This is a genomic window from Aeromonas sp. R2-2, from assembly GCF_040908355.1.
GTDB lineage: Bacteria > Pseudomonadota > Gammaproteobacteria > Enterobacterales > Aeromonadaceae > Aeromonas > Aeromonas veronii.
In genome coordinates this window covers 18,014-41,082 of record NZ_JBFODQ010000075.1, presented here as the reverse complement: position 1 = coordinate 41,082, position 23,069 = coordinate 18,014, and the positions used below count along the sequence as shown (strand labels likewise).

General features: G+C 56.5%; 20 protein-coding genes. 5 read left to right on the top strand and 15 right to left on the bottom strand.

Going from position 1 to position 23,069, the window contains the following annotated elements; genetic code table 11:
• Positions 1-74: 74 nt before the first annotated feature.
• Positions 75-2,066 carry a bifunctional 2',3'-cyclic-nucleotide 2'-phosphodiesterase/3'-nucleotidase gene (locus AB5Z09_RS15990; RefSeq protein WP_368195710.1) on the top strand — a complete coding sequence of 664 codons (1,992 nt, stop codon included), beginning with the start codon at positions 75-77 and terminating at the stop codon, positions 2,064-2,066.
• Between the two features lie 265 nt (positions 2,067-2,331).
• Here the strand turns inward: AB5Z09_RS15990 and AB5Z09_RS15985 are convergent, their stop codons facing one another.
• The 4 genes from AB5Z09_RS15985 to AB5Z09_RS15970 all read right to left on the bottom strand — a co-directional run bounded on the left by AB5Z09_RS15985 (position 2,332) and on the right by AB5Z09_RS15970 (position 7,067).
• On the bottom strand, positions 2,332-3,297 hold the full coding sequence (locus AB5Z09_RS15985; RefSeq protein ID WP_368195709.1) for an ABC transporter permease: 966 nt from the start codon (positions 3,295-3,297) through the stop codon (positions 2,332-2,334).
• 2 nt (positions 3,298-3,299) lie between these two features.
• Positions 3,300-4,418, bottom strand: a complete 1,119-nt coding sequence (locus AB5Z09_RS15980; RefSeq protein ID WP_005357011.1) for an ABC transporter permease — start codon at positions 4,416-4,418, stop codon at positions 3,300-3,302.
• Positions 4,418-5,983, bottom strand: coding sequence for an ABC transporter ATP-binding protein (locus AB5Z09_RS15975; RefSeq protein ID WP_075116180.1), 1,566 nt, complete (start codon positions 5,981-5,983; stop codon positions 4,418-4,420). The genes AB5Z09_RS15980 and AB5Z09_RS15975 overlap by 1 nt, the downstream gene beginning before the upstream one ends.
• An 85-nt stretch (positions 5,984-6,068) precedes the next feature.
• Positions 6,069-7,067 (bottom strand): BMP family protein, encoded by a 999-nt coding sequence (locus AB5Z09_RS15970; protein ID WP_005340803.1) that lies wholly within the window; start codon positions 7,065-7,067, stop codon positions 6,069-6,071.
• A gap of 507 nt (positions 7,068-7,574) precedes the next feature.
• On the opposite strand from AB5Z09_RS15970, the gene uvrD reads away from it, so the two are divergent.
• A complete protein-coding gene (gene uvrD / locus AB5Z09_RS15965; protein ID WP_041209786.1) occupies positions 7,575-9,746 on the top strand; it encodes a DNA helicase II in 2,172 nt (723 codons plus the stop codon).
• Positions 9,747-9,858: 112 nt separating this feature from the next.
• Here uvrD and AB5Z09_RS15960 read toward each other — a convergent pair whose 3' ends face one another.
• Together AB5Z09_RS15960 and AB5Z09_RS15955 are read right to left on the bottom strand one after the other, a co-directional pair.
• On the bottom strand, positions 9,859-10,926 hold the full coding sequence (locus AB5Z09_RS15960) for a hypothetical protein (RefSeq protein WP_368195707.1): 1,068 nt from the start codon (positions 10,924-10,926) through the stop codon (positions 9,859-9,861).
• A gap of 163 nt (positions 10,927-11,089) precedes the next feature.
• Complete coding sequence (locus tag AB5Z09_RS15955; protein WP_368195706.1) at positions 11,090-12,943, bottom strand: hypothetical protein; 1,854 nt, start codon at positions 12,941-12,943, stop codon at positions 11,090-11,092.
• A gap of 485 nt (positions 12,944-13,428) precedes the next feature.
• Between AB5Z09_RS15955 and AB5Z09_RS15950 the strand changes: the two genes are divergently transcribed.
• Positions 13,429-13,884 carry a hypothetical protein gene (locus AB5Z09_RS15950; RefSeq protein ID WP_368195705.1) on the top strand — a complete coding sequence of 152 codons (456 nt, stop codon included), beginning with the start codon at positions 13,429-13,431 and terminating at the stop codon, positions 13,882-13,884.
• Between the two features lie 182 nt (positions 13,885-14,066).
• On the opposite strand, the gene ydfZ is transcribed toward AB5Z09_RS15950, so the two are convergent.
• A complete protein-coding gene (ydfZ, locus tag AB5Z09_RS15945; RefSeq protein WP_005342516.1) occupies positions 14,067-14,264 on the bottom strand; it encodes a putative selenium delivery protein YdfZ in 198 nt (65 codons plus the stop codon).
• A 297-nt stretch (positions 14,265-14,561) separates the two neighbouring features.
• Here ydfZ and AB5Z09_RS15940 point away from each other — a divergent pair, with 297 nt between their 5' ends.
• Positions 14,562-15,062, top strand: a complete 501-nt coding sequence (locus AB5Z09_RS15940) for a DUF1993 domain-containing protein (protein ID WP_368195704.1) — start codon at positions 14,562-14,564, stop codon at positions 15,060-15,062.
• 101 nt (positions 15,063-15,163) lie between these two features.
• On the opposite strand, the gene AB5Z09_RS15935 is transcribed toward AB5Z09_RS15940, so the two are convergent.
• The 7 genes from AB5Z09_RS15935 to AB5Z09_RS15905 all read right to left on the bottom strand — a co-directional run bounded on the left by AB5Z09_RS15935 (position 15,164) and on the right by AB5Z09_RS15905 (position 20,774).
• On the bottom strand, positions 15,164-15,676 hold the full coding sequence (locus AB5Z09_RS15935) for a cupin domain-containing protein (RefSeq protein WP_368195703.1): 513 nt from the start codon (positions 15,674-15,676) through the stop codon (positions 15,164-15,166).
• Positions 15,677-15,801: 125 nt separating this feature from the next.
• Positions 15,802-16,164, bottom strand: a complete 363-nt coding sequence (locus AB5Z09_RS15930) for a cystatin domain-containing protein (protein WP_368195702.1) — start codon at positions 16,162-16,164, stop codon at positions 15,802-15,804.
• A gap of 100 nt (positions 16,165-16,264) precedes the next feature.
• Positions 16,265-16,921, bottom strand: coding sequence for a DUF3313 domain-containing protein (locus AB5Z09_RS15925; RefSeq protein WP_100644777.1), 657 nt, complete (start codon positions 16,919-16,921; stop codon positions 16,265-16,267).
• A 390-nt stretch (positions 16,922-17,311) separates the two neighbouring features.
• Positions 17,312-18,442, bottom strand: a complete 1,131-nt coding sequence (locus AB5Z09_RS15920; RefSeq protein ID WP_368195700.1) for a PotD/PotF family extracellular solute-binding protein — start codon at positions 18,440-18,442, stop codon at positions 17,312-17,314.
• 57 nt (positions 18,443-18,499) lie between these two features.
• Positions 18,500-19,135: a LysE family translocator gene (locus AB5Z09_RS15915; RefSeq protein WP_100652235.1), complete on the bottom strand. Its 636-nt coding sequence runs from the start codon at positions 19,133-19,135 to the stop codon at positions 18,500-18,502.
• A gap of 40 nt (positions 19,136-19,175) precedes the next feature.
• Positions 19,176-19,997, bottom strand: coding sequence for an AraC family transcriptional regulator (locus AB5Z09_RS15910; RefSeq protein ID WP_139399884.1), 822 nt, complete (start codon positions 19,995-19,997; stop codon positions 19,176-19,178).
• A gap of 60 nt (positions 19,998-20,057) precedes the next feature.
• The gene (locus AB5Z09_RS15905; protein ID WP_268011218.1) at positions 20,058-20,774 is read right to left on the bottom strand and encodes an ABC transporter substrate-binding protein; all 717 of its coding nucleotides are present in this window, start codon (positions 20,772-20,774) and stop codon (positions 20,058-20,060) included.
• A gap of 299 nt (positions 20,775-21,073) precedes the next feature.
• On the opposite strand from AB5Z09_RS15905, the gene AB5Z09_RS15900 reads away from it, so the two are divergent.
• Complete coding sequence (locus tag AB5Z09_RS15900; RefSeq protein WP_268011219.1) at positions 21,074-21,613, top strand: hypothetical protein; 540 nt, start codon at positions 21,074-21,076, stop codon at positions 21,611-21,613.
• A gap of 44 nt (positions 21,614-21,657) precedes the next feature.
• Here AB5Z09_RS15900 and AB5Z09_RS15895 read toward each other — a convergent pair whose 3' ends face one another.
• Positions 21,658-22,857 carry a 3-deoxy-D-manno-octulosonic acid transferase gene (locus AB5Z09_RS15895; RefSeq protein WP_139400018.1) on the bottom strand — a complete coding sequence of 400 codons (1,200 nt, stop codon included), beginning with the start codon at positions 22,855-22,857 and terminating at the stop codon, positions 21,658-21,660.
• Positions 22,858-23,069 lie beyond the last annotated feature (212 nt).

Sequence of the window (23,069 nt, the reverse complement as noted above, 5' to 3'; positions counted from 1 at the left end):
CTGCTCACAATCGGATTCTTTTGCTGTCGATAGAATGCACCACGCTGGCATACCCATAACAAGAGAATCCAACAATGAAAACCACCCTCAAACTGAGCGCGGTGGCAGTTATCTTTTTGCTGTCCGGCTGTGATGACAACAACTCTCAGGCCCCCGGTGATCTCACCCTGCGGCTGATCGAAACCTCTGATATCCACTCCAACCTGCTGAGCTACGACTACTACCAGAACAAGCCGGATGCCTCGCTGGGCTTTGCCCGCACCGCTGTGCTGATCCGCAAGGCCCGCGAAGAGAACGCCAACAACTTGCTGATCGACAACGGCGACCTGATCCAGGGCACCCCGCTGGCGGACTATATCCACGACCAGCAGGTCAAACAGCAGTGGCTGAGCAAGCAAACCCACCCCGCCATCAAGGCGCTCAACACCATGAGCTATGATGTCGGCAACCTGGGCAACCACGAATTCAACTTCGGTCTCGACTTCCTCTCAGAGACCCTGAAAGGGGCCAACTACCCCTACATCAACGCCAACGTCTTCCAGGCCGATGCCTTCAGCCGTGATGGCAAGGGCACCATCGACTGGAGCAAACAGAAGTTCAAACCCTATGTGGTGCTGGATCGTCAGGTGAAGGATGCCAACGGCAATACCCAGACCATCAAGGTCGGGGTGCTGGGGCTGACTCCGCCCCAGATCACCCAGTGGGACAAACGCAATCTGGAAGGCAAGGTGGTGGTGGCCGATATGGTCGAGACCGCCGAGCACTATGTACCCGAAATCCGCGCCAAGGGCGCTGACATCGTCGTGGTCGTGGCCCATACCGGCATCATAGGTGACCCGCGCGAACCCATGATGGAGAACGCCGCACTGCCGCTGGCCAAGGTGAAGGGGGTCGATGCCCTGCTGCTGGGCCATGCCCACCGCACCTTCCCGGGCGACTACCCCAACATGACCGACGTGGACAACGAGAAAGGCACTCTGGCGGGCGTACCGACCGTGATGCCGGGCGTCTGGGGCAATCACCTCGGCATCATCGACCTGCACATGACCTGGAAAGAGGGTCGCTGGGAAGTGGCCTCCAGCCAGTCCCAGCTGCGCAAGATCGACAGTAGCGCTACCAGCACCGAAGATCAGGCGGTAGTCGATCAGGTCATTGCCGAGCACGAGCAGGCCAACCAGTGGCTGGACGAGCCCCTCAGCAAGATCACCAAGCCAATCCACAGCTTCTTCGCGCTGGTGCAGGATGACCCCTCCATCCAGATCGTCAGCGACGCCCAGCTGTGGCATGCCAAGAAGCTGCAACAGGATGGTCAGCTCAAGGAAAAATGGCCCATCCTCTCCGCCGCCGCACCATTCCGCGGCGGTCGAAACGGCCCGACCGACTTCACCTATGTACCGGCTGGCAATATCTCCCTGCGCAACGTGGCCGACCTCTATGTCTACCCCAACACCCTGCAGGTGGTCGCCATCAATGGCGCGACCGTACAGGAGTGGCTGGAGAAGAGCGCCGTCCAGTTCAACAAGATCGATGCCGCCAGCACCGCCACCCAGTGGCTGGTGAACGAGAAGTACCGCACCTACAACTTCGACGTGATCGACGGGGTGAACTATCAGGTCGATGTGACCAAACCCGCCCGTTACGATGTGGATGGCAACAAGGTGAGCGACAGCTATCGCATCACCAACCTCACCTATCAGGGCAAGGCGATCGACCCGACCCAGATGTTCTACGTGGTGACCAACAACTACCGCGCCAGCGGTGGTGGCAACTTCCCGGGCATCAACGCCAAGGTGATCGTCCATGAAGATCAGTTCGAAACCCGCGAAGTGCTCTCCGAATACCTCAAGGATCTGGCAGAGAAGAATCCGGCCGGTTTCGAGCCCCCGGCAGACAACAACTGGCAGCTGGCCCCCCTGCCCGCCAATCTGGATCTGCGCATCTACAGCTCGCCACGCAGCGAGGCGCAAGCCCTGACCGGTGGCAAGCTGAACTATGTGGAGACCCTGCCGCCCACCGATGCCAAACACCCCGGCTTTGGCGTCTACAAGCTGGTGCTGGCCCCCTGAGCCTCAGGGTTAATCCGGCAATAACTTCTGCAACCCCCTCCTGATACGAGGGGGTTTTTAATGGTACTGGCAGCGGGATCTGCACCTGTAAGCCAGCCGCTCCCCGCAGCAACTCACGCAGCCCCTTTATCCCTTCACGCCATCGCCTCCCCCTATCTCACCATCCAGGTCCCGGCTGGTCTGTCCCATCCCACCCATAAAAAACAGGCCCACCGAAGTGGGCCTGCTGTTATCAGGGTGGGTGGGAGTATCGCGATAAAGGGCGCTACTCCCGCTCCTTCACATAGGGGGTGCCGAGCGCTTTGGGTGCCACCGCACGGCCGATAAAACCGGCCAGCAGGAATACGGTCAGGATGTAGGGCAGTGCCTCGATGGCCTGCACCGGAATGGCGAAGCCACCGATGCTGACCCCTTGCAGGCGGATGGCGACCGCATCGAGGAAGCCGAACAGCAGACAGGCGGCCATGGCATTCCAGGGGCGCCACTTGCCGAACACCAGCGCCGCCAGCGCCATAAAGCCCTTGCCCGCACTCATGTTGGGGATGAACTGGGCCGTCTGGGCCACCGCCAGATAGGTGCCACCGATACCGGCCAGCAGGCCGCCGATAAGGAGCGCGATGTAGCGCATCCGCACCACAGAGATACCGGCGGTATCGACCGCTGCGGGCGCCTCACCCACCGCCCGCAGACGCAAACCGAAGCGGGTACGGAACATCACCCACCAGGCCAGCGGCACGCAGGCAAACGCCACGTACTCCAGCAGGGAGTGGCCGCTCAGCAGCTCGCTGTAGAGCTGGCCGATCACCGGCACATCCCACAGCTCCTTGGCATAGGGCAGATCGATGGGGGCGAAACGGGCATCACCGGAGAGTGCCGGGGTCTGGCCACCCTGATCGAACCAGTAACGGCCCAGGGTCACGGTCAGACCGGCCGCCAGAATGTTGATGGCCATGCCGCTCACCACCTGATCACCGCGGTGGGTGATGGTGGCAAAGCCGTGCATCAGGGCGAACAGGATGGAGACACCCACCCCGGCCCCCAGACCTATCCAGGCAGAACCGGAGACCGCCGCCGCCGCACCACTGGCGAACGCTGCTGCCAGCAGTTTGCCTTCCAGCGCGATGTTGACCACCCCGGAGCGCTCGCAAAACATGCCCGCCATGGCCGCCAGAATGAGCGGCGGCGCGGTACGAATGGTCGCATCCAGCATCAGGATCAGAATTTCAAACATGATCAGACTCCTTTAGCTTGCGCGGCTGAGCGGTTGGCAAACGCCAGATAGAGCTGCTCGATGCGCGGGCGCATCATGTGCTCAAGGGCGCCACAGAACAGGATCACCAGACCCTGCAACACCACCACGATGTTGCGGTCGACACCGAACTCGAAGCTGAGCTCTGCGCCCCCCTGATAGAGGAAACCGAACAACAGGCTGGCGATGATGACGCCGACCGGATGGTTGCGCCCCATGAGCGCCACCGCGATACCGGTGAAGCCGAACCCTTCCACGAAGTTGAGCTTGATCTGGTGCAGTTCACCCTGCAGCACGTTGAGGGCGAAGAAGCCCGACAGCATGCCGGAGATGACCATGGCCAGGATCACCACCTTGGGATAGGAGATACCGGCGTAGGCGGAGGCGCTTTGGCTGGCGCCGACCGAGCGGATCTCGTAACCCCAGCGGGTGTGCCAGATAAAGACCCACACCAGCGCCGCACAGATCAGCGCCCAGAAGAAGCTGATATTGAGGGGGCTGTTGGGGATCTCCATCCCGAACAGGTTCGCCAGCCCGCTCATCTTGGGCAGCCAGCTTGCCTCGGCAAACACCTTGCTCTCGGTCGCCATCGAGCCGGGCGGCTTGAACACCTCCACCAGCAGATAGGCCATCAGGGAGGCGGCGATGAAGTTGAACATGATGGTGGTGATCACGATATGGCTGCCGCGCTTGGCTTGCAGCCAGGCCGGAATAAAGGCCCAGGCCGCACCGAACAGACCACCGGCAATGATGGAGAGCGGCAACAGCAGGGCAAACGGCAGCACATCGCCGAGCATCAGACAGACCAGACCGACACCGAGACCACCGATATAGGCCTGACCTTCACCACCGATATTGAACAGACCGGCGTGGAAGGCGACCGCCACCGACAGACCGGTAAAGATAAAGCCGGTTGCGTAGTAGAGGGTGAAGCCGACCCCTTCACCGGTGCCGAACGCGCCGTACCACATGATCTTGGCGGCATCGACCGGGTTGATGTCGAGGTAGTAGAACAGAATGGCCGACACCAGGAAGGCCAGCAGGATGTTGACCGCAGACAAGACGCCTACGGAGACCCAGGCAGGAATACGTACTTGGCTCATCAGTGGGCCTCCTTGGCAACTTCGTCCGGCACTATGTTTGCCATCATCAGACCAATGGTGCGCTCATCCGCCTTGGCACCATCCAGCTCGCCGACGATGCGACCGTCGGCAATGACCAGAATCCGGTCTGCGAGGCTCATGATCTCGTCCAGCTCCACCGAGACCAGCAGCACCGCCTTGCCCTTGTCGCGCATGGCGATGATCTGCTGGTGGATATACTCGATGGCGCCGATGTCGACCCCGCGGGTCGGCTGGCCGATCAACAGCACATCCGGGTCCTGCTCCACTTCACGGGCGATCACCAGCTTCTGCTGGTTGCCACCGGAGAAGTTGGCGGTCTTGTGATCGGGATGGGGCGGGCGCACATCCCACTTCTCCATCTTGGCCTGACAATCCTGCTGGATCGCCTCCTTGTTCTGCAGCCACCCCTTGTTGTATTGCGGGCGACGGTGATAGCCGAGAATGAAGGCCTCTTTCGCCTCGAAGCGGTTGATCAGCCCCATCTTGTGGCGATCTTCCGGCACATGACCGAGGCCGTAGTTGCGCACCAGCTCCGGATCGGCCGGGTGCTCTGCGCTCACCTTGTGCACGCCGCTGCGGCTGCTGATGGTGAAGCTGCCCTTGCTCGGCTTGAGAATGCCGCCAAGCAGGCTGAGCAGTTCGGACTGACCGTTGCCGGAGACCCCGGCGATGCCGACCACTTCACCGGCCCGCACCTCGAAGCTGACCGATTTGACCCGCTCCACCTTGCTGGCGTCGAAATAGCTGAGCCCTTCGATCTTCAGCTTGGCTTCACCGGGCTGGGTTGGCCCCTTGTCGACCTTGAGGCGCACCTTGCGGCCCACCATCAGTTCGGCCAGCTGCTCCTTGTCGGTATCCTTGGTGGCGACGTGCGCCACCATCTCGCCACGGCGCATGATGGAAACCTGATCGGTAATGGCCAGGATCTCGCGCAGCTTGTGGGTGATGAGGATGATGGTCGCCCCCTGATCCCGCAGCTTTTTCAGCACCTCGAACAGGTGATCCGCCTCTTGCGGGGTCAGTACCCCGGTCGGCTCGTCGAGGATCAGGATGCGAGCGCCGCGATAGAGCGCCTTGAGAATTTCGACCCGCTGTTGCAAGCCAACCGGCAGATCTTCGACCTTTTCGTGCAACGGCACGTCGAGGCCATAATCTCGCGCCAGTTCGCCGAGCAGCTTTTCGGCTGACGCCACACTCTGCTGAAGGTGCCAGCCGTTCTCAGCGCCGAGGATGACGTTTTCCAATACGGTGAAGTTGTTCACCAGCATGAAGTGCTGGTGAACCATGCCCACGCCTGCGGCAATCGCATCTTGTGAGCCATGGGGTTTGAAAGGATTCCCGTCGATCAGCATCTCGCCTTTGTCGGCATGGTAGAAACCATAAATGATGCTCATCAGGGTGGACTTACCGGCGCCATTTTCGCCGACAATGCCGTGGATACTGCCTTTGCGAACCTTAAGGTCGATCAGCTTGTTGGCGTACACTTCGCCGAACCGCTTATCGATACCTCTTAATTCGATGGCATAGCGATCTGTCTGGTCCATGATGCAGCCCTGCGTTTCATGAAATAAGACTAAAAACCGGCCCGTGCGGGCCGGTGGTGCGTTGAGAGTCGTAGCAACTATCTAATTAGTATTTGCAGGTGTTATCGCTCATGTAGTCATGAACCTTGACCTTGCCAGCGATGATTTCAGCCTTGATGGCATCCACCTTGGCTTTCATTTCCGGGGTGATCAGCTTCTCGTTGTCCTTGTCGAGCGCCCAATCCACACCGCCTTCAGCCAGACCCAGGTTCTTGATACCCGGCTTCCACTCGCCTTTGGCAGCGTCATCCCAGGTCTGGTAAGCGGCCAGACCCACAGACTTGACCATGGAGGTCAGCATGGTGCCCGGTTGCAGGTGGTTCTGGTTGGAGTCCACCCCGATGGCGAACTTGCCGCTATCCTTGGCTGCCTGATAGACACCGATACCGGTACCGCCAGCTGCGGCGTAAACCACGTCAGCGCCCTTGGCGAACTGGGACTTGGCCAGCTCGGCACCTTTGGCCGGGTCAGCAAACGCGGCCGGGGTAGAGCCCGCCATGTTCTGGAACACTTCGATCTTCGGATTGACGAACTTGGCACCCTGCTCGTAACCGCACTGGAATTTACGGATCAGCGGGATATCCATGCCGCCCACGAAGCCGACCTTGCCGCTCTTGGAAGCGATGGCAGCCAGCGCACCCACCAGGAAGGAACCTTCATGCTCCTTGAAGATGACGGACTGGACGTTCGGCTTGTCGACCACCATGTCGATGATGGTGAACTGGGTTTTCGGGAATTCGGTCGCTACTTTCTCAACGGCAGAACCCATGTTGAAACCGACCGCCACGATCGGGCCGTTGCCACGGCTGGCCAGACGACGCAGACCCTGCTCGCGCTGGGCTTCGTTCTGGGGTTCAAACTCTTTGACCTTGACGCCCTTGTCCTTGTTGTAGAGCTCGACGCCGTTACGGAACACGGCTTCGTTGAATGATTTGTCATACTTGCCCGCGGTGTCATAAATGACGGCTGGCTCGGAAGCAGCCTGAGCAGAGAGAGCAGCGAGAGTGAGGGAGGCCACAGTGGCCAGCTTGAGCACTTTAGTCACGATCGTATCCTTGATTGTTATTAAGTGAGGGAACTTGCTTGCCTGTCAGAGCAGGCTATCTAGCACGCAGGCTTACTCTAAGTCAGCCCCGATGCGGGTCAAGCAAATGATAAGGGAAAAACGTTTGCGTTAACGGTTTGAATTCTAAGCAAATAACCTTATAAGCAGTTGTTTTTTAGCTACTTTTCAGTTTTTTATGCTAACAACCATAAGACCCAAACGACATTTCTCTTATTGTTCAGCAAGTTACTGTAAACCGTTTTCCCCTGTTATTCATCCAGCCCCCCGGCAAGCCCGTGATCCGGCTCGCAAAATCCCCACAAACCGCGCGAGCAAGGATTGGCTACAGCTGGAGACCTCCCCGTCCCGTTCTCTCTGCGCCAGCCAAAATTGGCCGCACCGGCGCCCCTGCAAGCCCCCATCTCGCCCCTCCCCCCGAGTTTGGATTTGGTCTGGCAGGGGGGATGGCCGTATAATCCCCGCCTGTATAAATAAACAGGAGTGGTGATGGACGTTTCAACCCTGCTCGACGGGCTCAACGACAAGCAAAGAGATGCCGTTGCGGCGCCCCGCAGCAACCTGCTGGTGCTGGCCGGTGCCGGTTCGGGCAAGACCCGGGTGCTGGTGCACCGTATCGCCTGGCTGATGCAGGTGGAACGCTGTTCACCCTTCTCCATCATCGCGGTCACCTTTACCAACAAGGCGGCGGCCGAGATGCGCGGCCGGGTCGAGAAGGTGATCGGCGACGGCGTGCGCGGCATGTGGATCGGCACCTTCCACGGTATCGCCCACCGCCTGCTGCGGGCCCACCATCTGGATGCGGGCTTGCCGCAGGATTTCCAGATCCTCGACTCAGACGACCAGTACCGGCTGATCCGCCGGGTGCTCAAGGCGCTCAACCTCGACGAGAAGCACTGGGCCCCGCGCGCCGTGATGGGCTACATCAACGGCAAGAAGGATGAGGGGCTGCGCCCCGGCGACATCGACCTCTACGGCGATCCCGTCACCCGCACCTATCAGCAGATCTACAAGACCTATCAGGAGACCTGCGATCGCTCCGGTCTGGTGGACTTCGCCGAGCTGCTGCTGCGCGCCCATGAGCTGTGGCTGAACAAGCCGCACATCCTCGAGCACTACCGCGACCGCTTCCAGAACATTCTGGTGGACGAGTTTCAGGATACCAACGGCATCCAGTACGCCTGGCTGCGGATGCTGGCGGGCAACAGCGGCAAGGTGATGATCGTCGGCGACGATGACCAGTCCATCTACGGCTGGCGCGGCGCCAAGATCGAGAACATCCAGCGCTTCCTGACCGACTATCAGGGGGCCGAGACCATCCGCCTCGAGCAGAACTACCGCTCCACCGCCAATATCCTGAAAGCCGCCAACAGCGTCATCGCCAACAACGCCGAGCGCCTTGGCAAGGAGCTGTGGACCGAAGGGGCCGAGGGCGAGCCGATCTCCCTCTACGCCGCCTTCAACGAGGTGGACGAAGCGCGCTTCGTGGTCGGCCGTCTCAAGGATTGGAAGGAAAAGGGCGGCCTGTTGGCCGACTGCGCCATCCTCTATCGCTCCAACGCCCAGTCACGGGTGCTGGAAGAGGCGCTGATGCAGGACGCCATGCCGTATCGCATCTACGGCGGCCTGCGCTTCTTCGAGCGGCAAGAGATCAAGGACGCCATGGCCTACCTGCGGCTTATCAACAACCGTGGCGACGACGCCAGCTTCGAGCGGGTGGTCAACACCCCGACCCGCGGCATCGGCGATCGCACCCTCGAGATCCTGCGCGGCAACGCCCGCGATCAGGGGCTCAACCTGTGGCAATCGGCCAAGGCGCTGCTCAACGACAAGGTGCTGACCGGCCGCGCCGGTAACGCGGTGCGCGGCTTTGTCGAGCTGATCGACGCGCTGGAGGAGCAGGTCGCCATGCTGCCGCTGCACCAGCAAGCGGATATCGCCATCCAGAACTCCGGCCTCAAGGCGATGTATCTGGCGGAAAAGGGCGAGAAATCCCAGGCACGGGTAGAGAACCTGGACGAACTGGTCACCGCCTGCCGCCAGTACCAGCGCCCGGACGAGCTGGAGGATATGAGCGACCTCTCCGCCTTCCTCGCCCACGCGGCGCTGGAATCCGGCGAGAATCAGGCCGACGAATATGCCGATGCGGTGCAGCTGATGACATTGCACAGCGCCAAGGGCTTGGAGTTCCCGCTGGTGCTGCTGGTCGGCGTCGAAGAGGGCATGTTCCCCAGCCAGCAATCGACCGAGGAGTCGGGCCGGCTGGAAGAGGAGCGGCGCCTCTGTTACGTCGGCATGACCCGCGCCATGGAGAAGCTCTACATCTGTTATGCCGAGAGCCGCCGCATCTATGGCCGCGAGATGTTCCACAAGCCGAGCCGCTTTATCCGCGAGATGCCCGCCGAGTGTCTGGAAGAGATCCGCCTGCGCACTCAGGTCAGCCGCCCCACCCAGTACGGCCGCTTCAGCCAGAACGAGGTGCAGCAGAGCTTTGACGCCAGCGGCATCAAGCTCGGCCAGCGGGTGCTCCATCCGAAATTCGGGGAAGGGGTGGTACTCAACTTCGAAGGGGTCGGCCAGCAGAGCCGGGTGCAGATCCAGTTCGATGACGTCGGCGCCAAGTGGCTGGTAACGGCGTATGCCCGCCTTGAGGCGTTGTAACTTCTCTGCCTTTTGATGCAATCAACCCGGCTTAGGCCGGGTTGGTTTTTATATATCAGGCATCGAGGCAACCTTAATAAGGCTAAGCCAGAATACGCATCATGAATAAAACCTACAGTGCTCTCTCTTTTAGAGGAATAAGAACCTGCATATTCTTTTTGGGAATACTTATAAGAGCATTTTCATTCCCGTCTAAATTACCTCTGACATAAATTATGTCATTTATATCTAAAATAACACGAAGGGGATTTGTTATACATAACTCCTCCTTACACTCTTTGATAAAAGAAGCAGGAATTATAGCCTGAGCAGATGAGCTCTTAAAAAAATAATATGTACGCTCTAACCCCCCACCTGCATTAATTAATGAAAACACTTTCGATGTATTTTTATATGCTATATTGGGAGACAATGAAAATATTAACCCCATTATATATATAGGGGCAGCAGGCGTGCTAAAAAATGTTCTTATATAATTCCGGTCACTATATTTTTTTGCATTTACTTCATAACCATTTTGTTTTCTTTGAGGTAAAATTATTATGTAATTTAATACCAAAAAAACAAAGGTCGCCATTATAGAATTTATATCTGAATCTAAACCAACTGTAAAGGTTATATATGAATAGAAAATAGTGTATGACATTACAGAGAAGAAACCAAGATACACGAAAGTAACGACATGAGCACCGAGTTTAGTCAAGTAACCAACCCTATTATCGTTATAGCTAATATTATTCCTTACAGATAAGACATGAATAGAAAACAGCACAGGAATTATTGCAAACCCAATAAACGTATAATTATTAAACGCATCATTCATGAACAATGCAAGCAGAAATAGTAACGGTGTGCAGAAAAAAATGATGTAATTTATAATGCTTGAAAAATTTTTATTTTTAACGCCAAATGTTTTTGTATAAAAAGCACCATGATAATCTATTTTCAATGGGTCAACAATAATCATGACTGACATTGACGAATAAAACAAAAATACACCGGTCAATAATATCCCTAGTATGCCTAGAGAAGAAAAAATTGTAGGTAATGCACTTGAATCTAAAGGAAAGGGGATGTTTTCATAATATGTAAATATGACAAAATAGTAAATTCCTAATAGCGTCGAAAAAAAGAATCCATTCCCAATAAAAGTTCGTATATTTTTGATATCGACATTCATTTTATACCATCACCAATAAATATAAAAACCATCCTACGTTATATCTACATGGCTAAAAACTTGGAACATTATATTTTTAACCATAAGAAAATAGGCATGTCAATAAGACAAGGCATAATTTGGGCCGACGATATTAAATCGATAGACCCAACTCGCGAATATTTTATTTCTCACTATAAGCAGAGCTAATCAAGTAATCATCTGACAAACTAAACCTTAGGCCATTCCCATCTGAATCGACTCTCTTTAACCATGTCTGATTTATTAATGGACGACTTCTCAAAGCTCTTGATACGTTAGTAGGCTCTTTCTTTTTCATATCTCTTGAAATAAAGTTATTATTAATAACCCTTGTTATTTCAGCTCCATTTGCAGACTCAACACCATGCTCTTTTAGATATGTTAGAGCCTTTAAGATAAGTGATGAATAACTGTCGCTTTTCGAATTAGAGTTACCTCTAGGCTTTATAACAACAGCACTTCCCCTTATTGACTCTAAAGCGCTATGGTACAACATAGGAATTCTGTATGACGTTACAGACTTGTCGAACTTATACTTTCCTTTTTCAAAAAAACCTATACCACACAGATCTTCAGATTTGTATTTCGCCTCTTCAATATCAACCCCCCAGATAATAGACAATGTTTCTAATGTATATTCTGTTTTACCTCCACGAAGCTTCTCCATAAAGGTGACCAAGTGAGGATATTCAGCACAGAGAGTTTTTTCATATTTTGATTTTGAAACTATGTGTACAGCTTCTTTAAACACGCTTCGCTCGAAGAGCATATCATTTGCAGGCTCAATTTCATTCCTTTCAAGTCTCTTTATTTGTATTTCTTTTGCGCATTCCAACATGTGAATAACCTCTCGTGGAGCAACCACACCAAGGCCATCCTTTACTCGAGAGAATACCCAGTCAATAGTTGAAAGGTTTTTACCTGAATTTATTTTTTCAGGTAAAATTCTGTTTAAAAAAGCCTCTTGCTCATGAATGGAAATATTTGTCACATCATCGGAAACATTTAAAAAATCCAATATCGTTTGATTTTTAACTGTTCGTTTAAATATCAAATTTATGAGTCCATTCCTATCCCACGAGATCTGGCTTTCCTTGATTATATGACTTGCCTCAGAAAAACGACCGCCCCATATACGTCTCCAAATGTCATCCCTAACAAAAATCTTCATTCCAATATTGTCAAAGCTTTTCATGTCATTATAAGTTTTAAATAACGCTCTTATGGCATTTTTCTCTAAATCCAGTGACTCAGTAAAAGCGACATCTAACCTATCAAATGCAATCCAAGACCTAACTTTATGATGCTCAAGGGCATTGTCTATAATAGATAAATATTCATTAACCCATAACTGAATATCACTACCTCTCTCACTCCTCTCATAATTTGCTTTACGTGTAAATGCAGTCGGCAAGCCACTTGATGGATCAATTGATAATGTATGCTCAATTGAACTAGCCTCCCCTTCTAAAACCCGGAGAGCAAAATCCTTTATTAATCTAAAAACAGTATGAATAGAAAACCTTTTAGGTAAAAGACCTGCTGTGCCTAACGCATCTCTGAGAGCCAGAGTCTCTGTGGTGTGTAGCCCTTTCTTATCTATTTCATTAACAAGAAGAGCGATCATGTATAGTTTCCAAAGATATACAAGAGTATTCTCTGTTGGTAATGTATCCCCCTCCAACGACTTAAATATTGTCGTACCTTTCATATTGTCCGCAGCAATACAAAGTGTAGGTATTGATAACGAGACATCTTTTTCAAACAAAAGGCAAAATAGTGCACTTTTCCCCGTCCCTTTGGCTCCAAAAATAATATCAATTTCATCTTTTAGCAGCTTTCGCCACTGATCTGTTTCAACGAAATACTCTGCCAGTTGGGCCCTTTCATCCTCAGCGACCCGCTCGCCAAAGTTTATATTCCTAAGAACATCTAATTTTTTATTTCTCACCTTACCTCCCACAGCCAAGAAAATAAAAACAAATTTAGATTTCATATAAACATATTAAAAATTGTTAACTAGTGTACCGTGACCTAAGCCTTGCCTGAAGCCTTTTAGCTAAGACATGTGAGATATAACAGGGTTACAATAGAATCCAATGGCCGTTGGGTCGATTCGCAAAGAGTGCCCGGATGTTCACATCTTAGGAACTACACGTCCCATCTGTTGTGCCATTCCCTTTATCTCAAATCGGCCATTGCCCTCCTGCGCCCCGCTGGCAGCCAAACGGGAGTGTGTGGCCTGCCGTCCATCGACATAAGACAAAACGATGGCATTTTCGCAAAACCTATAAATTAAATTTATATCAACCGTTTTGGCTGCCACTCAGGGCTCGGAGCTGCCATCACAGGTGCCAACAAGGGGTTGGCCGATCTGAATTGCAACTGCGCGTTGCTTTAACCACAGCGCCAGCCAAGGCATACTGCCCCGTCATCAGATGGGAGTCATTAATGTCTAAGTGGATACCGACACTACGCCGGATGGGGCACTGGTTTTTGCGAAAAACGGCGCTGGCGCTGCTGACCAGCCTGCTGTTTATGATCTCGTTTACCCTGTTTCAATACGTATCGTGGTGGCCTGCACTGACCGAGGATACTTCCCTCGAATGGAGTGGCCTCTCTTCAGAAAGGACCTTTGCTGAACTGGCCCCAACCATGCTGGAGTTCAGCGCCTTACTCGCGTGTGTTTACTTACCCCTGTTTTTGCTGATACCCCGCCCGCTATTGTTGCCGCTCTTTGCCGGACTCTGGTTGTGGCAAACCTATGACCTCGCTTTTATGACGGCAACCGCTTCGACCTGGCTGCCACACGAGATCATCTGGAGCTTTATCCTGCCCCACACCCACTGGCTGCTGCTCACGCTACTGTCGCCTCTGCTGCTGATCCGCCATGCAGGCAGCCGGCTATTTGCGGCGGCTCCAGCCAGTCAGAAATGAGCCACCTTGCTGGCAGGCCGTAAGCAACGGGATCTTTCGATGACTCTTCGCTGCTCGAATCAGCTCGATGGCTCAAACCGGCTTGAGGCGATGCAATATCAGGGAGGAAGGGAGATCAGAAACCCGGCCGTCAGGCGCGGCGGCCGGGTGAATTGTAAAGAGTAGGGTGACAGGGAAAGGGATCAGCCTAGTCTAATCAACTCGATGGGGGCGTAGCGCTCCCCGGAGTTTGCCAGCAGCACGCACTTCTCGTGCTCCGCCTGATAAGGAGTCATGTTGTCGGTATGAGCCTCTTTCAGGAAGTCAACGGCGCCGGTGGCGGCAATCATGACGCGCTGACCCAGGTTCAGCACATTGCGGTTACGGTCATAGATTTTCATTACACTCTCCTTTTCTTGTACCCGGGTGGGTGCTCCGGGCAGCGGGATCAGCCTACGCCTCTGAAAAAGGTGATTTATGTCACAGATCAAAAAAGGGGCAGAGAGGGACTCACAGGGCGAAAAAGCGAGCTTGGCGTGCTGGCCAGCGGCTGTCGCATGCAGTGGGCTTGTCCTGCGCTTTTTGCCGCCACGGGCTCGAACCCGGCAGCGGTTGGGGTATATTGGTGGCCGATTAGCCAGTCTCATTCACCGTGGCCGCGCACGCGGGCCGCTGTTTCAACAAGATGGAGAGTGCTCATGAATCGCGATATCACCGCCCAGTTCATCAAGATGCTGAACAATCTGGATCACTGTCTGGCCAAGGCCGAGGCCCACGCCGCGGCGAAGCAGTTCAACGTGGAGAACTTCTTCGGCGATCGGCTGATCGTCGATATGCTGCCTTTCAGCAAGCAGGTGCTGATCTGCTGCGATGCAGCCCGCTCCGTGGTGGCCACCGCCAGCCACAGCGAGCTGCCGGCCATGGGCGATGATCCCAAAACCATCGCCGATCTGCGCGCCCATATCGGCAAGACCATCACCTATCTGCAGGGCAAGCTGGACGCGGACTACAGCCAGTACGCCAGCGGCCGTTACGTGCCCCACTGGGCGGGCGGCAAGGGGATGGATGGCCATACCTGCGTCCATGAGTACGGCATTCCCAACTTCTACTTCCACCTCACCATGGCCTACGCCCTGCTGCGCCGCGCCGGGGTCGATCTCGGCAAGCGCGACTATCTGGGCGGGCTCAACCTGCAATAAACGAAGCACGCCACAGGCGGCAAAGAGATAGCAAAAGCCTGCCACGCGGCAGGCTTTTTTATATCGGGTGGTGCTGGGCTGGTGCGCAGAAAGGCTGCGCCCTAGAAGGGGCCGTTGTTCTCGCGCAGCTTGTCGGGCAGGCCGTCGTGATCACCCAACTCGCGCTCGGGCACATCATCCCAGTGCAGCTTGCCGAGGGTGATATTACGCTCGGGGTGAACGGCGTAGTGGATGCGGTTGTCCTCCCGATCGGTATCGCCAATGCAAAGCAGCCGGACGATCTCCTCGGTGTTGTTGATAAAGGCGTGGGCCAGCCCGTCACCGGCCTTGAAACCCACCGAATCCCCCGGTTGCAGGCGATAGAGGGCACCATCGAGCCAGACATCCGGCGTCCCTTCCAGCACGTGAACGAACTCGTCTTCGGTCTTCTCGGCATGGGGCCAGCTGGTGCGATGGCCCGGCTCGACGATCTCGTGGTGAATGCCGATGCGGCTAAAGCCGAAGTGTTTGCCGAGGGCGCAGCCGCGAGAAAGGGGCTCCTGACTGCCGGAGTAGTAGCGCGGCGTCTGCTCTTGCAGCTCGCTCCAGTGTTTGATGCAGAGGTGGCGATTCATAGCGGTTCCTTTTCTATGAGGATGCAGTCACGGGAAGGGTCATCCTGACTGTCAGAATGCGGGGAGAAAAGCAGAAATTTTCTGGTCAGATGAGCCCCTCTGACGAGGGGCTCAACAAGCAGAAATTACTTGGCCTTGACGCAAGGCAAGGGAGGAAGCTCGCCCTGTGCAGCCGTGCGGATCATCTGGTAGTTGCCGGCAAGATCCCGATAGACACGGGTGTTCCACACCTCTCCGTTGTCGAGCTGGAACTCAATGTCGTAGTTGACCCCGGAGACCACCTGGCTGCGCACCTCGCGGATGCTCTGCAGTTTGGCGGCCGTGTTCATGCGAGCCAGCACGCTGGCCAGCGCAGCCTCTCCTTCAGCATTGGGCAACGGCTGACTTTGCCAGCCACCCGCCATCGGTGCACACTCAGGCGTGGGTGACGAGGTACTGCAGGCACTCAACAGGCCAGCAACAAGGATGGGTAACAACACGCGTTTCATATCATTTTCTCCTGCCTGCAAAATGACCACCTTATCAACATCTTGCCATTATTGCAGCCCAAAAGGCTCCCGCTGCGCCCCGCTTGGACGCACCAATCGATCAGCGCCCCAGATTATCCGCCAGCTGTTTGGCGCGGCTGGCCGCCCACTGGTCGATCATCTTCTCCATCTCCTCGGCGGTGATGGGCTCATCCTTGTGGGTGGTATCCGTGCTCTCGCGGGCATCCATCACCCGCACCAGCAGCTTGCCGCTCCGGGAGTCGAGCAGCTGGGCCATGCTGCCCACCTTGAGCAGGTAAGGCTCCTTGCCGATCACTTCGCGGGTGACGTTGATGGCGATCTTGGCCGGCAGCAGGTCACGCAGCTTGGGGTCGGGACGGGTCAGGTCGAAGTTGGTGACGGCTGCCTGGATCCGCATCACTTTCGGGCCGGGGGCGGTGGCGATCTTGACGCCCTGCTTGATCAGCTCGCTCTGAAACTTGTCGTGGTAATAGCGGCCAATCTGGTTCTGCTCATTGGCGGTCAGCAGATACCACTGACCGTTCTCCTGGCGAATAAACTGCAGCGGATCGAGCAGCACCTCATTGTATTGGCGCAGATCAACACCCGGCTCCTTGTAGACACGCTGATTGGGGTTGCTCTCGCTCTGCTGGAAGGCAGTCAGCGGGATCGCCTGCAAGCTGTGGGATACCTGATTCTTGACGGCGCAGCCACCCAGCAGGGCCGCAGCCACGGCAACCATCACGACCTTTTTCATATTTGCTCCTGCATTTTACTGTTTGTTTTTGCTGTGGATTTCGCACCACATGGCTGGAGAACCCGTGCCGGATGCCGCCAATGTCACAGAGAAATAACCTATTCATCACCTTCCCACAAGGGACAGATCAGGATTGTTCAGCTCACATCCAAGTTGTCACAATTGCGGCACTTTTGTACAGGGTCAGCCAGGGTACGAACGGCAATCTGGCGAGGGTTCGGTTGTTTAATCCGGCTAAATGGGGCTGCGGTAAGCGCTCAGTTTTTTCAAACGATGTGAGCCCGCGAGCGGCGTGAGTTGAACGGGGGAATACCCTGGAACGGGCGATGACCGATCATCAGCCATCTCGCGCAAACTTGCCTGCCACCGGAGAAGCGGCAGGCTCATTCATCAGTTATCGAGATCCCAAGGGCACTGCTTGACCCGCCCCTCTTTGCCGCTGGCGACGATCGCCTGCTGCACCATCCGTTTGTAGCGATTCTTGATATGGGCGGGCAACGCGGGCACCAGCAGCCGCTCGTCAAACTCCGGCAGCGGGCGATCCGGCAGCACCGCCTGCTCCTGCGGGCTGAGGGGTGGCCGGGAGGCAATATTGCTGGCCGAAATGGTGGGCGTGCCCACCAGCATCTGGCGTTGCAGCGGCGCGCTCAGCAGAAAATCCACAAGCAGGTAGGCGGCCTTGAGCCGAGCGGGATCATCGCCGACATGACGGGCGATAGAGATCGCATCGAGGGCATAGATGGCCCCCTCCTGCACCATGGCGATCCGCCACTGCTGCTCGTTCTGCTTGTTGCACTCCACCAGCTCCAGCCCCCAGGTGGTGGCAAAGGTCTGCTGGCGCAGATCCTCGCAGCGGTTGGCCTGATTGAACCAGAAGCCGCGACTGGCTCGCAGCCGCTGCGAGAGTTGCTGCTCCACCTCTTGCTGCAAGGTCTTGTCGGCCAGCATCTCGCCGCTGGCAAACAGGGCGGGCGACTTGCCCAGCGAGAGCAGCACCGAAAAGAGCAGCGGCTCGAACTGGTCGCAGAACTCGGCAAACTGGCCCGACGGCGAGCTGTTGGCGAGCACCTGCCAACTGGTGGGCGCTTGCGGCACCTGCTTGCTGTCATAGGCGAGGCTGAACATGGCGTAGGAGAAGGGCACCGAGTAGTTGCGCTCCCCCTGCTTGTCATACTCGGTGTTCTTGAGGGCGGGTTTCACCTCGGGGTAGTGCTGCAGGCGACTGAAATCGATGGGGAGCAGCAGCTTGAACAGCGGCTGGTGATGAGCCTTGTAGAAGTAGCTGGTCGGCAGCACCACATCGGCGCTGCGGGTGCGCAGGGCGCGGTAGACGCTGTCAAAATCGGTCAGCAGCGGCTCGATCCGGCTGACCGTCGCCTCCACCCCATGGGCTTTGGCGTAGTCGGCAAACTGTTGTTCATAACCCGCTGGCAGATAGCCCCACTCCAGCAATTTGAGCTGAACCGGCGCCGCCAGCGCCGGGGTCATCCCCAACAACCAGCAAAGAGGCAGTAGACGCATGGTCGGGCACTCCTGACAGGTAAACCTTGCTGGAGTATAGGCCCATGCGCCGACTCGTCAGGCCACCAGCTCGGCCCCCATGCTCGCCAGAATGGATAGGCTGACCACCGCAAACAGCACGCCGGTCACCAGATTGAGTGGCCGCTGCACCCGCAGCAGCAGGCGCTGGGCGCGATCGGTGGAGAGGCTCCACGCCAGCAGCCCGAACCAGCAGAGGGAAATGATGAACAGCTCGCCCACCAGCAGGCTGCGGGTCATTCCATCCACCTCTGGCGTCACCATGGCGGCCAGCAGACCGATAAAGAACACCAGCGCCTTGGGGTTGAGCAGATTGGTGGCAAGGCCAGTGCGCACGCCCCTGCCCCAGCCGCGCAGCTCGTTGGCGGCGCTGGCCATCAGGGTACTGCTCTGCTGCCGAGCCGCCATCAAGGCACCCCACCCCAACCAGCCCAGATAGAGGGCGCCGCAGCACTTGATCACCATAAACAGCAGCGGGTGACTGGCGATCAGCATGCTGATCCCGGTCAGGCTAAGGGTGGCGTGCACCATGATCGCCAGCGAGATGCCCAGCGCCGCGCCAAGGGCGGTCGGCCGGTGCAGGCTGGTGCGCAGGATCAGGGCGAAATCGGGGCCGGGGCTGGCCAGTGCAATCAGGTGCATCAGGCCGAGGGTAACGAACAGACTGGTCAGCATAACAACTCTCGCTTTAACGACGGAGAGCCAGCATGGCGGATCAGCGGGGGGCGCGGCTTGTAAAAGATTGCATCTGGGCACGAAATTCGGCGGGTGTCAGACCGAATGCTTGGCGAAAGCCGTGGTGGAAGTGACTCTGATCGAAGAAACCGACCGCCAGCGCCACCTCGCTCACCGCCATCCCGCTCGCCAGCAGCCGTTTGCCCTGCTCCAGCCGCAGCCGTTTCAGCCAGGCGTAGGGGGTCATGCCGCTGCGCTTCTTGAACTGGCGCAGGAAGGCGAAGCGATCGAGCCCGAGCAGCCCCGCCAGCTCTTCCAGCGAGTGGGGCTCGTCGAGGGCGGCCATCAGGTAGTCGCGCAGGAATCGCAACTGAGGATCCGCCAGCTGGTGTACCTCGGGGGCCAGATGCAGCAGCTCCCCCAGCAGGGCGAGCAGCTGGCTCTCGATCAGCAGGCCATCAGCCTTGGGGTTGTCGAGATAGCCGTGTAGCTGGGCAAAGCCCTGATAGAGGTCGGGGCGGCTCTGCAATCCCTTGTCGAAGAAGGGTTCCGGCTGCTCCGGCAGCCAGAGCGCCAGCTGCTGGGGATCGATGGCGAAGACCCGTACCTCATACCCTTCCGGCAGCAGGCTGAGGCCGTCGTGCACCTCATCCGGGTTGACGGTAGAGAGCACCCCGCGCACCAGATGGTGGCTATTTCCCTTGTGGATAAACTTCTGACCACCCCGCTGCACCAGCCCGATATGGTAGTCGAGATGGACATGGCGGCCGTAGCTGAACGCCCTGTGGTGGGAGTGTGACAGCTCAACCCCCGGCAGGTGCGGGGATTGCCAGTAGCGGATAAGGGAATCGGTGGTACTCATGGGTTATAGATACACCAGAAACGGGCCTTGGGCTTGTAGATTATTGCACGCAAGCCCCTCTCAACGCCCCCACAGCCGCGGGGTTGGCTCCACCAGTGAGGCGAGCGGCACCCGTTCCACCATCTGACGCATATGTTGCACCAGCTCGGAATTGCCATCCCCCAACGACTTGTTCAGCACGATATGCACCTGCAGCGGGGTGACCGGCAGATAGATGAGGCGGGTCGCCGCAGGAAGTTTGGCGCGAAAATGGTTGGCGGAAATATCGTTGGAGAAGAGCGCGGCATCGATGCGCCCGCGCAGCAACTTCTGCATGTTGCCATGCTCCCAGCTGAGCTGGGAGAGGGTGTCGATGTGGATCTGCGGATGCTGCAACAGTGGCGGCACGATCGCCTGACTCGACCAGCCGATGGTGGTGCCGTAGAGATCTTCTTGTCGTTCAACCGCGTGAAGTCGCGATGGCACCAGTACCACCAGCACCGGCCGCAACAGCAACAGGTGGGGGTCGATATAGCGAAAGTGACGAGCACGCTCGGGACTGTAGCTCAGCAACGGGGTCAGATCGCACTCGCCGCTCTCAAGATTGCTGAGCAGCCGCGCCACATTGAGCCCCTGCCACTCGATGGCGCGCCCGATCGCGGGTTCGATATGACGGCGAAAGTAGTCGATCACCGGCCCGGAGACCTCGCCCTGCTGATCGATGGTGACCAGCGGCGCCAGCTGAAAGACGCATCCCCGCAGTGGCGCGTTGATCGCCACAGCCTGGCTGATGGTCATAAGAGGGAGAAGAAGTGCCGATAGCAGTAATACCAAACGCGTGCCCGAACGAGAGATGCCCATAAGTGCCGACCCGATGCCCTGATAGCCATCAGCATGGCACAAGGCAAAGGGGCGGGCTATCCGCTCCCGCCGCGCTTCGACCTCTTGTGCCCCCTACTCCCATGATCAATGGGCCCCCGTTTTATTGCGGTGAAAATCAATAATCCCGCTGCTTTGATGGATTTTGGTCTCTTGAGATATAGTGCGGCCCCATTCATCAAACCGGCGGGTGAGCGCCCCGCCGGACAGGTAGATTCATGAGACTGTTTTTGCTGTTGTTGTCGTTGTTTGCTGCGACCGTAAGTTCTGATGAAAAGCCGCGCCTGCCCTATTACGACTGGGGTCGCTGCCCGTTTGAAGGTTGCACCTATAAGACATGGACCACCAAGCAAGAGGTGATCGTCAGAGCCGAGCCATCCATGACTGCCAAAGCGCTGTTCCGTCTACCCCGCGGCCAGCAGGTGGAAGGACTGACCGGGGTCGTCATTACCGAACAACCGGGGATCGTCGAGATACTCAGGTCGGTCAAGCTGGGCTATAGCAAGGAGGGAAAAGGGCCACTGTTGAATATGAAAGCAGGGGAAACGCTTTATATCCTCGGCGGACTGGGCGAAGGCAATAGCCTGTTCTGGTACAAGGGCAAAACCTACATCCTCGATTATGACTATGCGCGCAAAGAGATCAGATACGGCCGGTCGCCGCAGAACCAGTGGTGGGTAAAAATTCGGGACAAGCAGGGGCGTGAGGGTTGGGTTGCCGAAGCCAAAAACTTCGCCCATATGGACCGTTTCGAATAATGACAGCCAGCCCCCCCGAGATCGGGGGGCTGGCCGTGAATGACTCACTGCTTGGGTTGCAGCTTCATCTCTTGCAGATACTCCAGCACCTGGGTTTTGTAGTCCGCCTGATAAGAGAACTTGGTGCTGTCGCACGCCGCGATCAGGTTCACCGCGGTACAGAACAGGGTGGCCGCCAGCAGCCCCTTGCCAACCCACTGCGGATAACGACGGCTCCAGCGCACCAGTAACAGCAGGATCGGGAACAGGGCGTAGGGGAAGATCAGCATCAGGTGCCAGTAGTTGAAGATGATGGGCGAGAGCGCCGCACTCACCAGCACCGCCAGCACCGCCGCCAGCGCATAGAGGCCGAGCCAGCTCTCGCCATCCACTGGCACGCGATCACTACGCAACAGACGCGGCTTGAGTTCACGCCACAGCTGCCAGTTGGCCTTGGCCGCCAGCAATACGGTCGCCGAGCCTACCCCGTAGATCACCACCCGCCACAGCCAGACTGCCGCCATCTGCAGGTATTCGTGCCCCGCCAGCCAGATGAACTGGGTGTCATTGACCAGCTTGCTGGCAAACAGCCAGGAGCCGTAGCGCAGCCAGTAGAGCACTGATTTCAGCACCGGATAGACATGCACCAGCCCCCAGCCGATATAGCGCTGACGCGCCTCGGGATCGACGTTCTGGGTGATATGGCTGTTGCTCATCACTTCCATGGCGTAAGGGATCAGGGAGGCACCGATCAGCAGGGTAGCCACCACCACCCCGCTCCAGCTCACTTTGAGAATGCGGCGCCAGAACAGATAGGTGGACATTACCGCCAGCAGCGGCCAGGAGTAGTGCAGCTGCATCGCCATGCCGATAGCCAGCAGGTGGACGATCATGTGCCAAAAGGAGGCCCGCTCGCGCATATGCCAGGCCGACCAGCAGTGCATGGCCGAGAAGAGGAACAGATAGGAGGGGTTGTAGAGCAGACTCTCGTACTGGAACCAGGGGTTGAGCCAGCAGAGCACCAAAAACAGCAGACGCACCCTGTCATCAAACACCTGACGGATCACCGCATCAAACAGCAGGAATCCGACCAACCGCATCGCCAGCAGCAACACCATGGGGGCATAGGGAGAATCCCACAGCAGCAGCGGCCCACCAATCAGCCAGGCCGACAAACTCCCCGGCACATTGCCCACCGCACTCGCCGCATTGCCATAGCTGAGCCAGACCCCCTCATAGGCCCCAAGGTAACCCTTGTAAAGCATCTGGGTCTGGTCGCCGGTGAGGAGTTGGTGGCTAAAGAACAACCAAGATAACATCAGCCCAGACAAAATAACGGCCCCAAACATCATCTTGCTGTAGCGCTCACTAAACACAACCATCAAATTCATACCAACCAGAAAAATTTGACTGGAACTTTAACAGTTATTCACCAACGTTTCCCAACTGCAACTCACATTTTATCATCGACATCAAG

Bases quoted from the DNA above. Each gene is read 5' to 3' on its own strand.
- AB5Z09_RS15990 (WP_368195710.1), top strand. From the start codon at position 75: ATGAAAACCACCCTCAAACTGAGCGCGGTGGCAGTTATCTTTTTGCTG.
- AB5Z09_RS15985 (WP_368195709.1), bottom strand. From the start codon at position 3,297: ATGTTTGAAATTCTGATCCTGATGCTGGATGCGACCATTCGTACCGCG.
- AB5Z09_RS15980 (WP_005357011.1), bottom strand. From the start codon at position 4,418: ATGAGCCAAGTACGTATTCCTGCCTGGGTCTCCGTAGGCGTCTTGTCT.
- AB5Z09_RS15975 (WP_075116180.1), bottom strand. From the start codon at position 5,983: ATGGACCAGACAGATCGCTATGCCATCGAATTAAGAGGTATCGATAAG.
- uvrD (WP_041209786.1), top strand. From the start codon at position 7,575: ATGGACGTTTCAACCCTGCTCGACGGGCTCAACGACAAGCAAAGAGAT.
- AB5Z09_RS15960 (WP_368195707.1), bottom strand. From the start codon at position 10,926: ATGAATGTCGATATCAAAAATATACGAACTTTTATTGGGAATGGATTC.
- AB5Z09_RS15955 (WP_368195706.1), bottom strand. From the start codon at position 12,943: ATGAAATCTAAATTTGTTTTTATTTTCTTGGCTGTGGGAGGTAAGGTG.
- AB5Z09_RS15950 (WP_368195705.1), top strand. From the start codon at position 13,429: ATGGGGCACTGGTTTTTGCGAAAAACGGCGCTGGCGCTGCTGACCAGC.
- ydfZ (WP_005342516.1), bottom strand. From the start codon at position 14,264: ATGAAAATCTATGACCGTAACCGCAATGTGCTGAACCTGGGTCAGCGC.
- AB5Z09_RS15940 (WP_368195704.1), top strand. From the start codon at position 14,562: ATGAATCGCGATATCACCGCCCAGTTCATCAAGATGCTGAACAATCTG.
- AB5Z09_RS15935 (WP_368195703.1), bottom strand. From the start codon at position 15,676: ATGAATCGCCACCTCTGCATCAAACACTGGAGCGAGCTGCAAGAGCAG.
- AB5Z09_RS15930 (WP_368195702.1), bottom strand. From the start codon at position 16,164: ATGAAACGCGTGTTGTTACCCATCCTTGTTGCTGGCCTGTTGAGTGCC.
- AB5Z09_RS15925 (WP_100644777.1), bottom strand. From the start codon at position 16,921: ATGAAAAAGGTCGTGATGGTTGCCGTGGCTGCGGCCCTGCTGGGTGGC.
- AB5Z09_RS15920 (WP_368195700.1), bottom strand. From the start codon at position 18,442: ATGCGTCTACTGCCTCTTTGCTGGTTGTTGGGGATGACCCCGGCGCTG.
- AB5Z09_RS15915 (WP_100652235.1), bottom strand. From the start codon at position 19,135: ATGCTGACCAGTCTGTTCGTTACCCTCGGCCTGATGCACCTGATTGCA.
- AB5Z09_RS15910 (WP_139399884.1), bottom strand. From the start codon at position 19,997: ATGAGTACCACCGATTCCCTTATCCGCTACTGGCAATCCCCGCACCTG.
- AB5Z09_RS15905 (WP_268011218.1), bottom strand. From the start codon at position 20,774: ATGACCATCAGCCAGGCTGTGGCGATCAACGCGCCACTGCGGGGATGC.
- AB5Z09_RS15900 (WP_268011219.1), top strand. From the start codon at position 21,074: ATGAGACTGTTTTTGCTGTTGTTGTCGTTGTTTGCTGCGACCGTAAGT.
- AB5Z09_RS15895 (WP_139400018.1), bottom strand. From the start codon at position 22,857: ATGCTTTACAAGGGTTACCTTGGGGCCTATGAGGGGGTCTGGCTCAGC.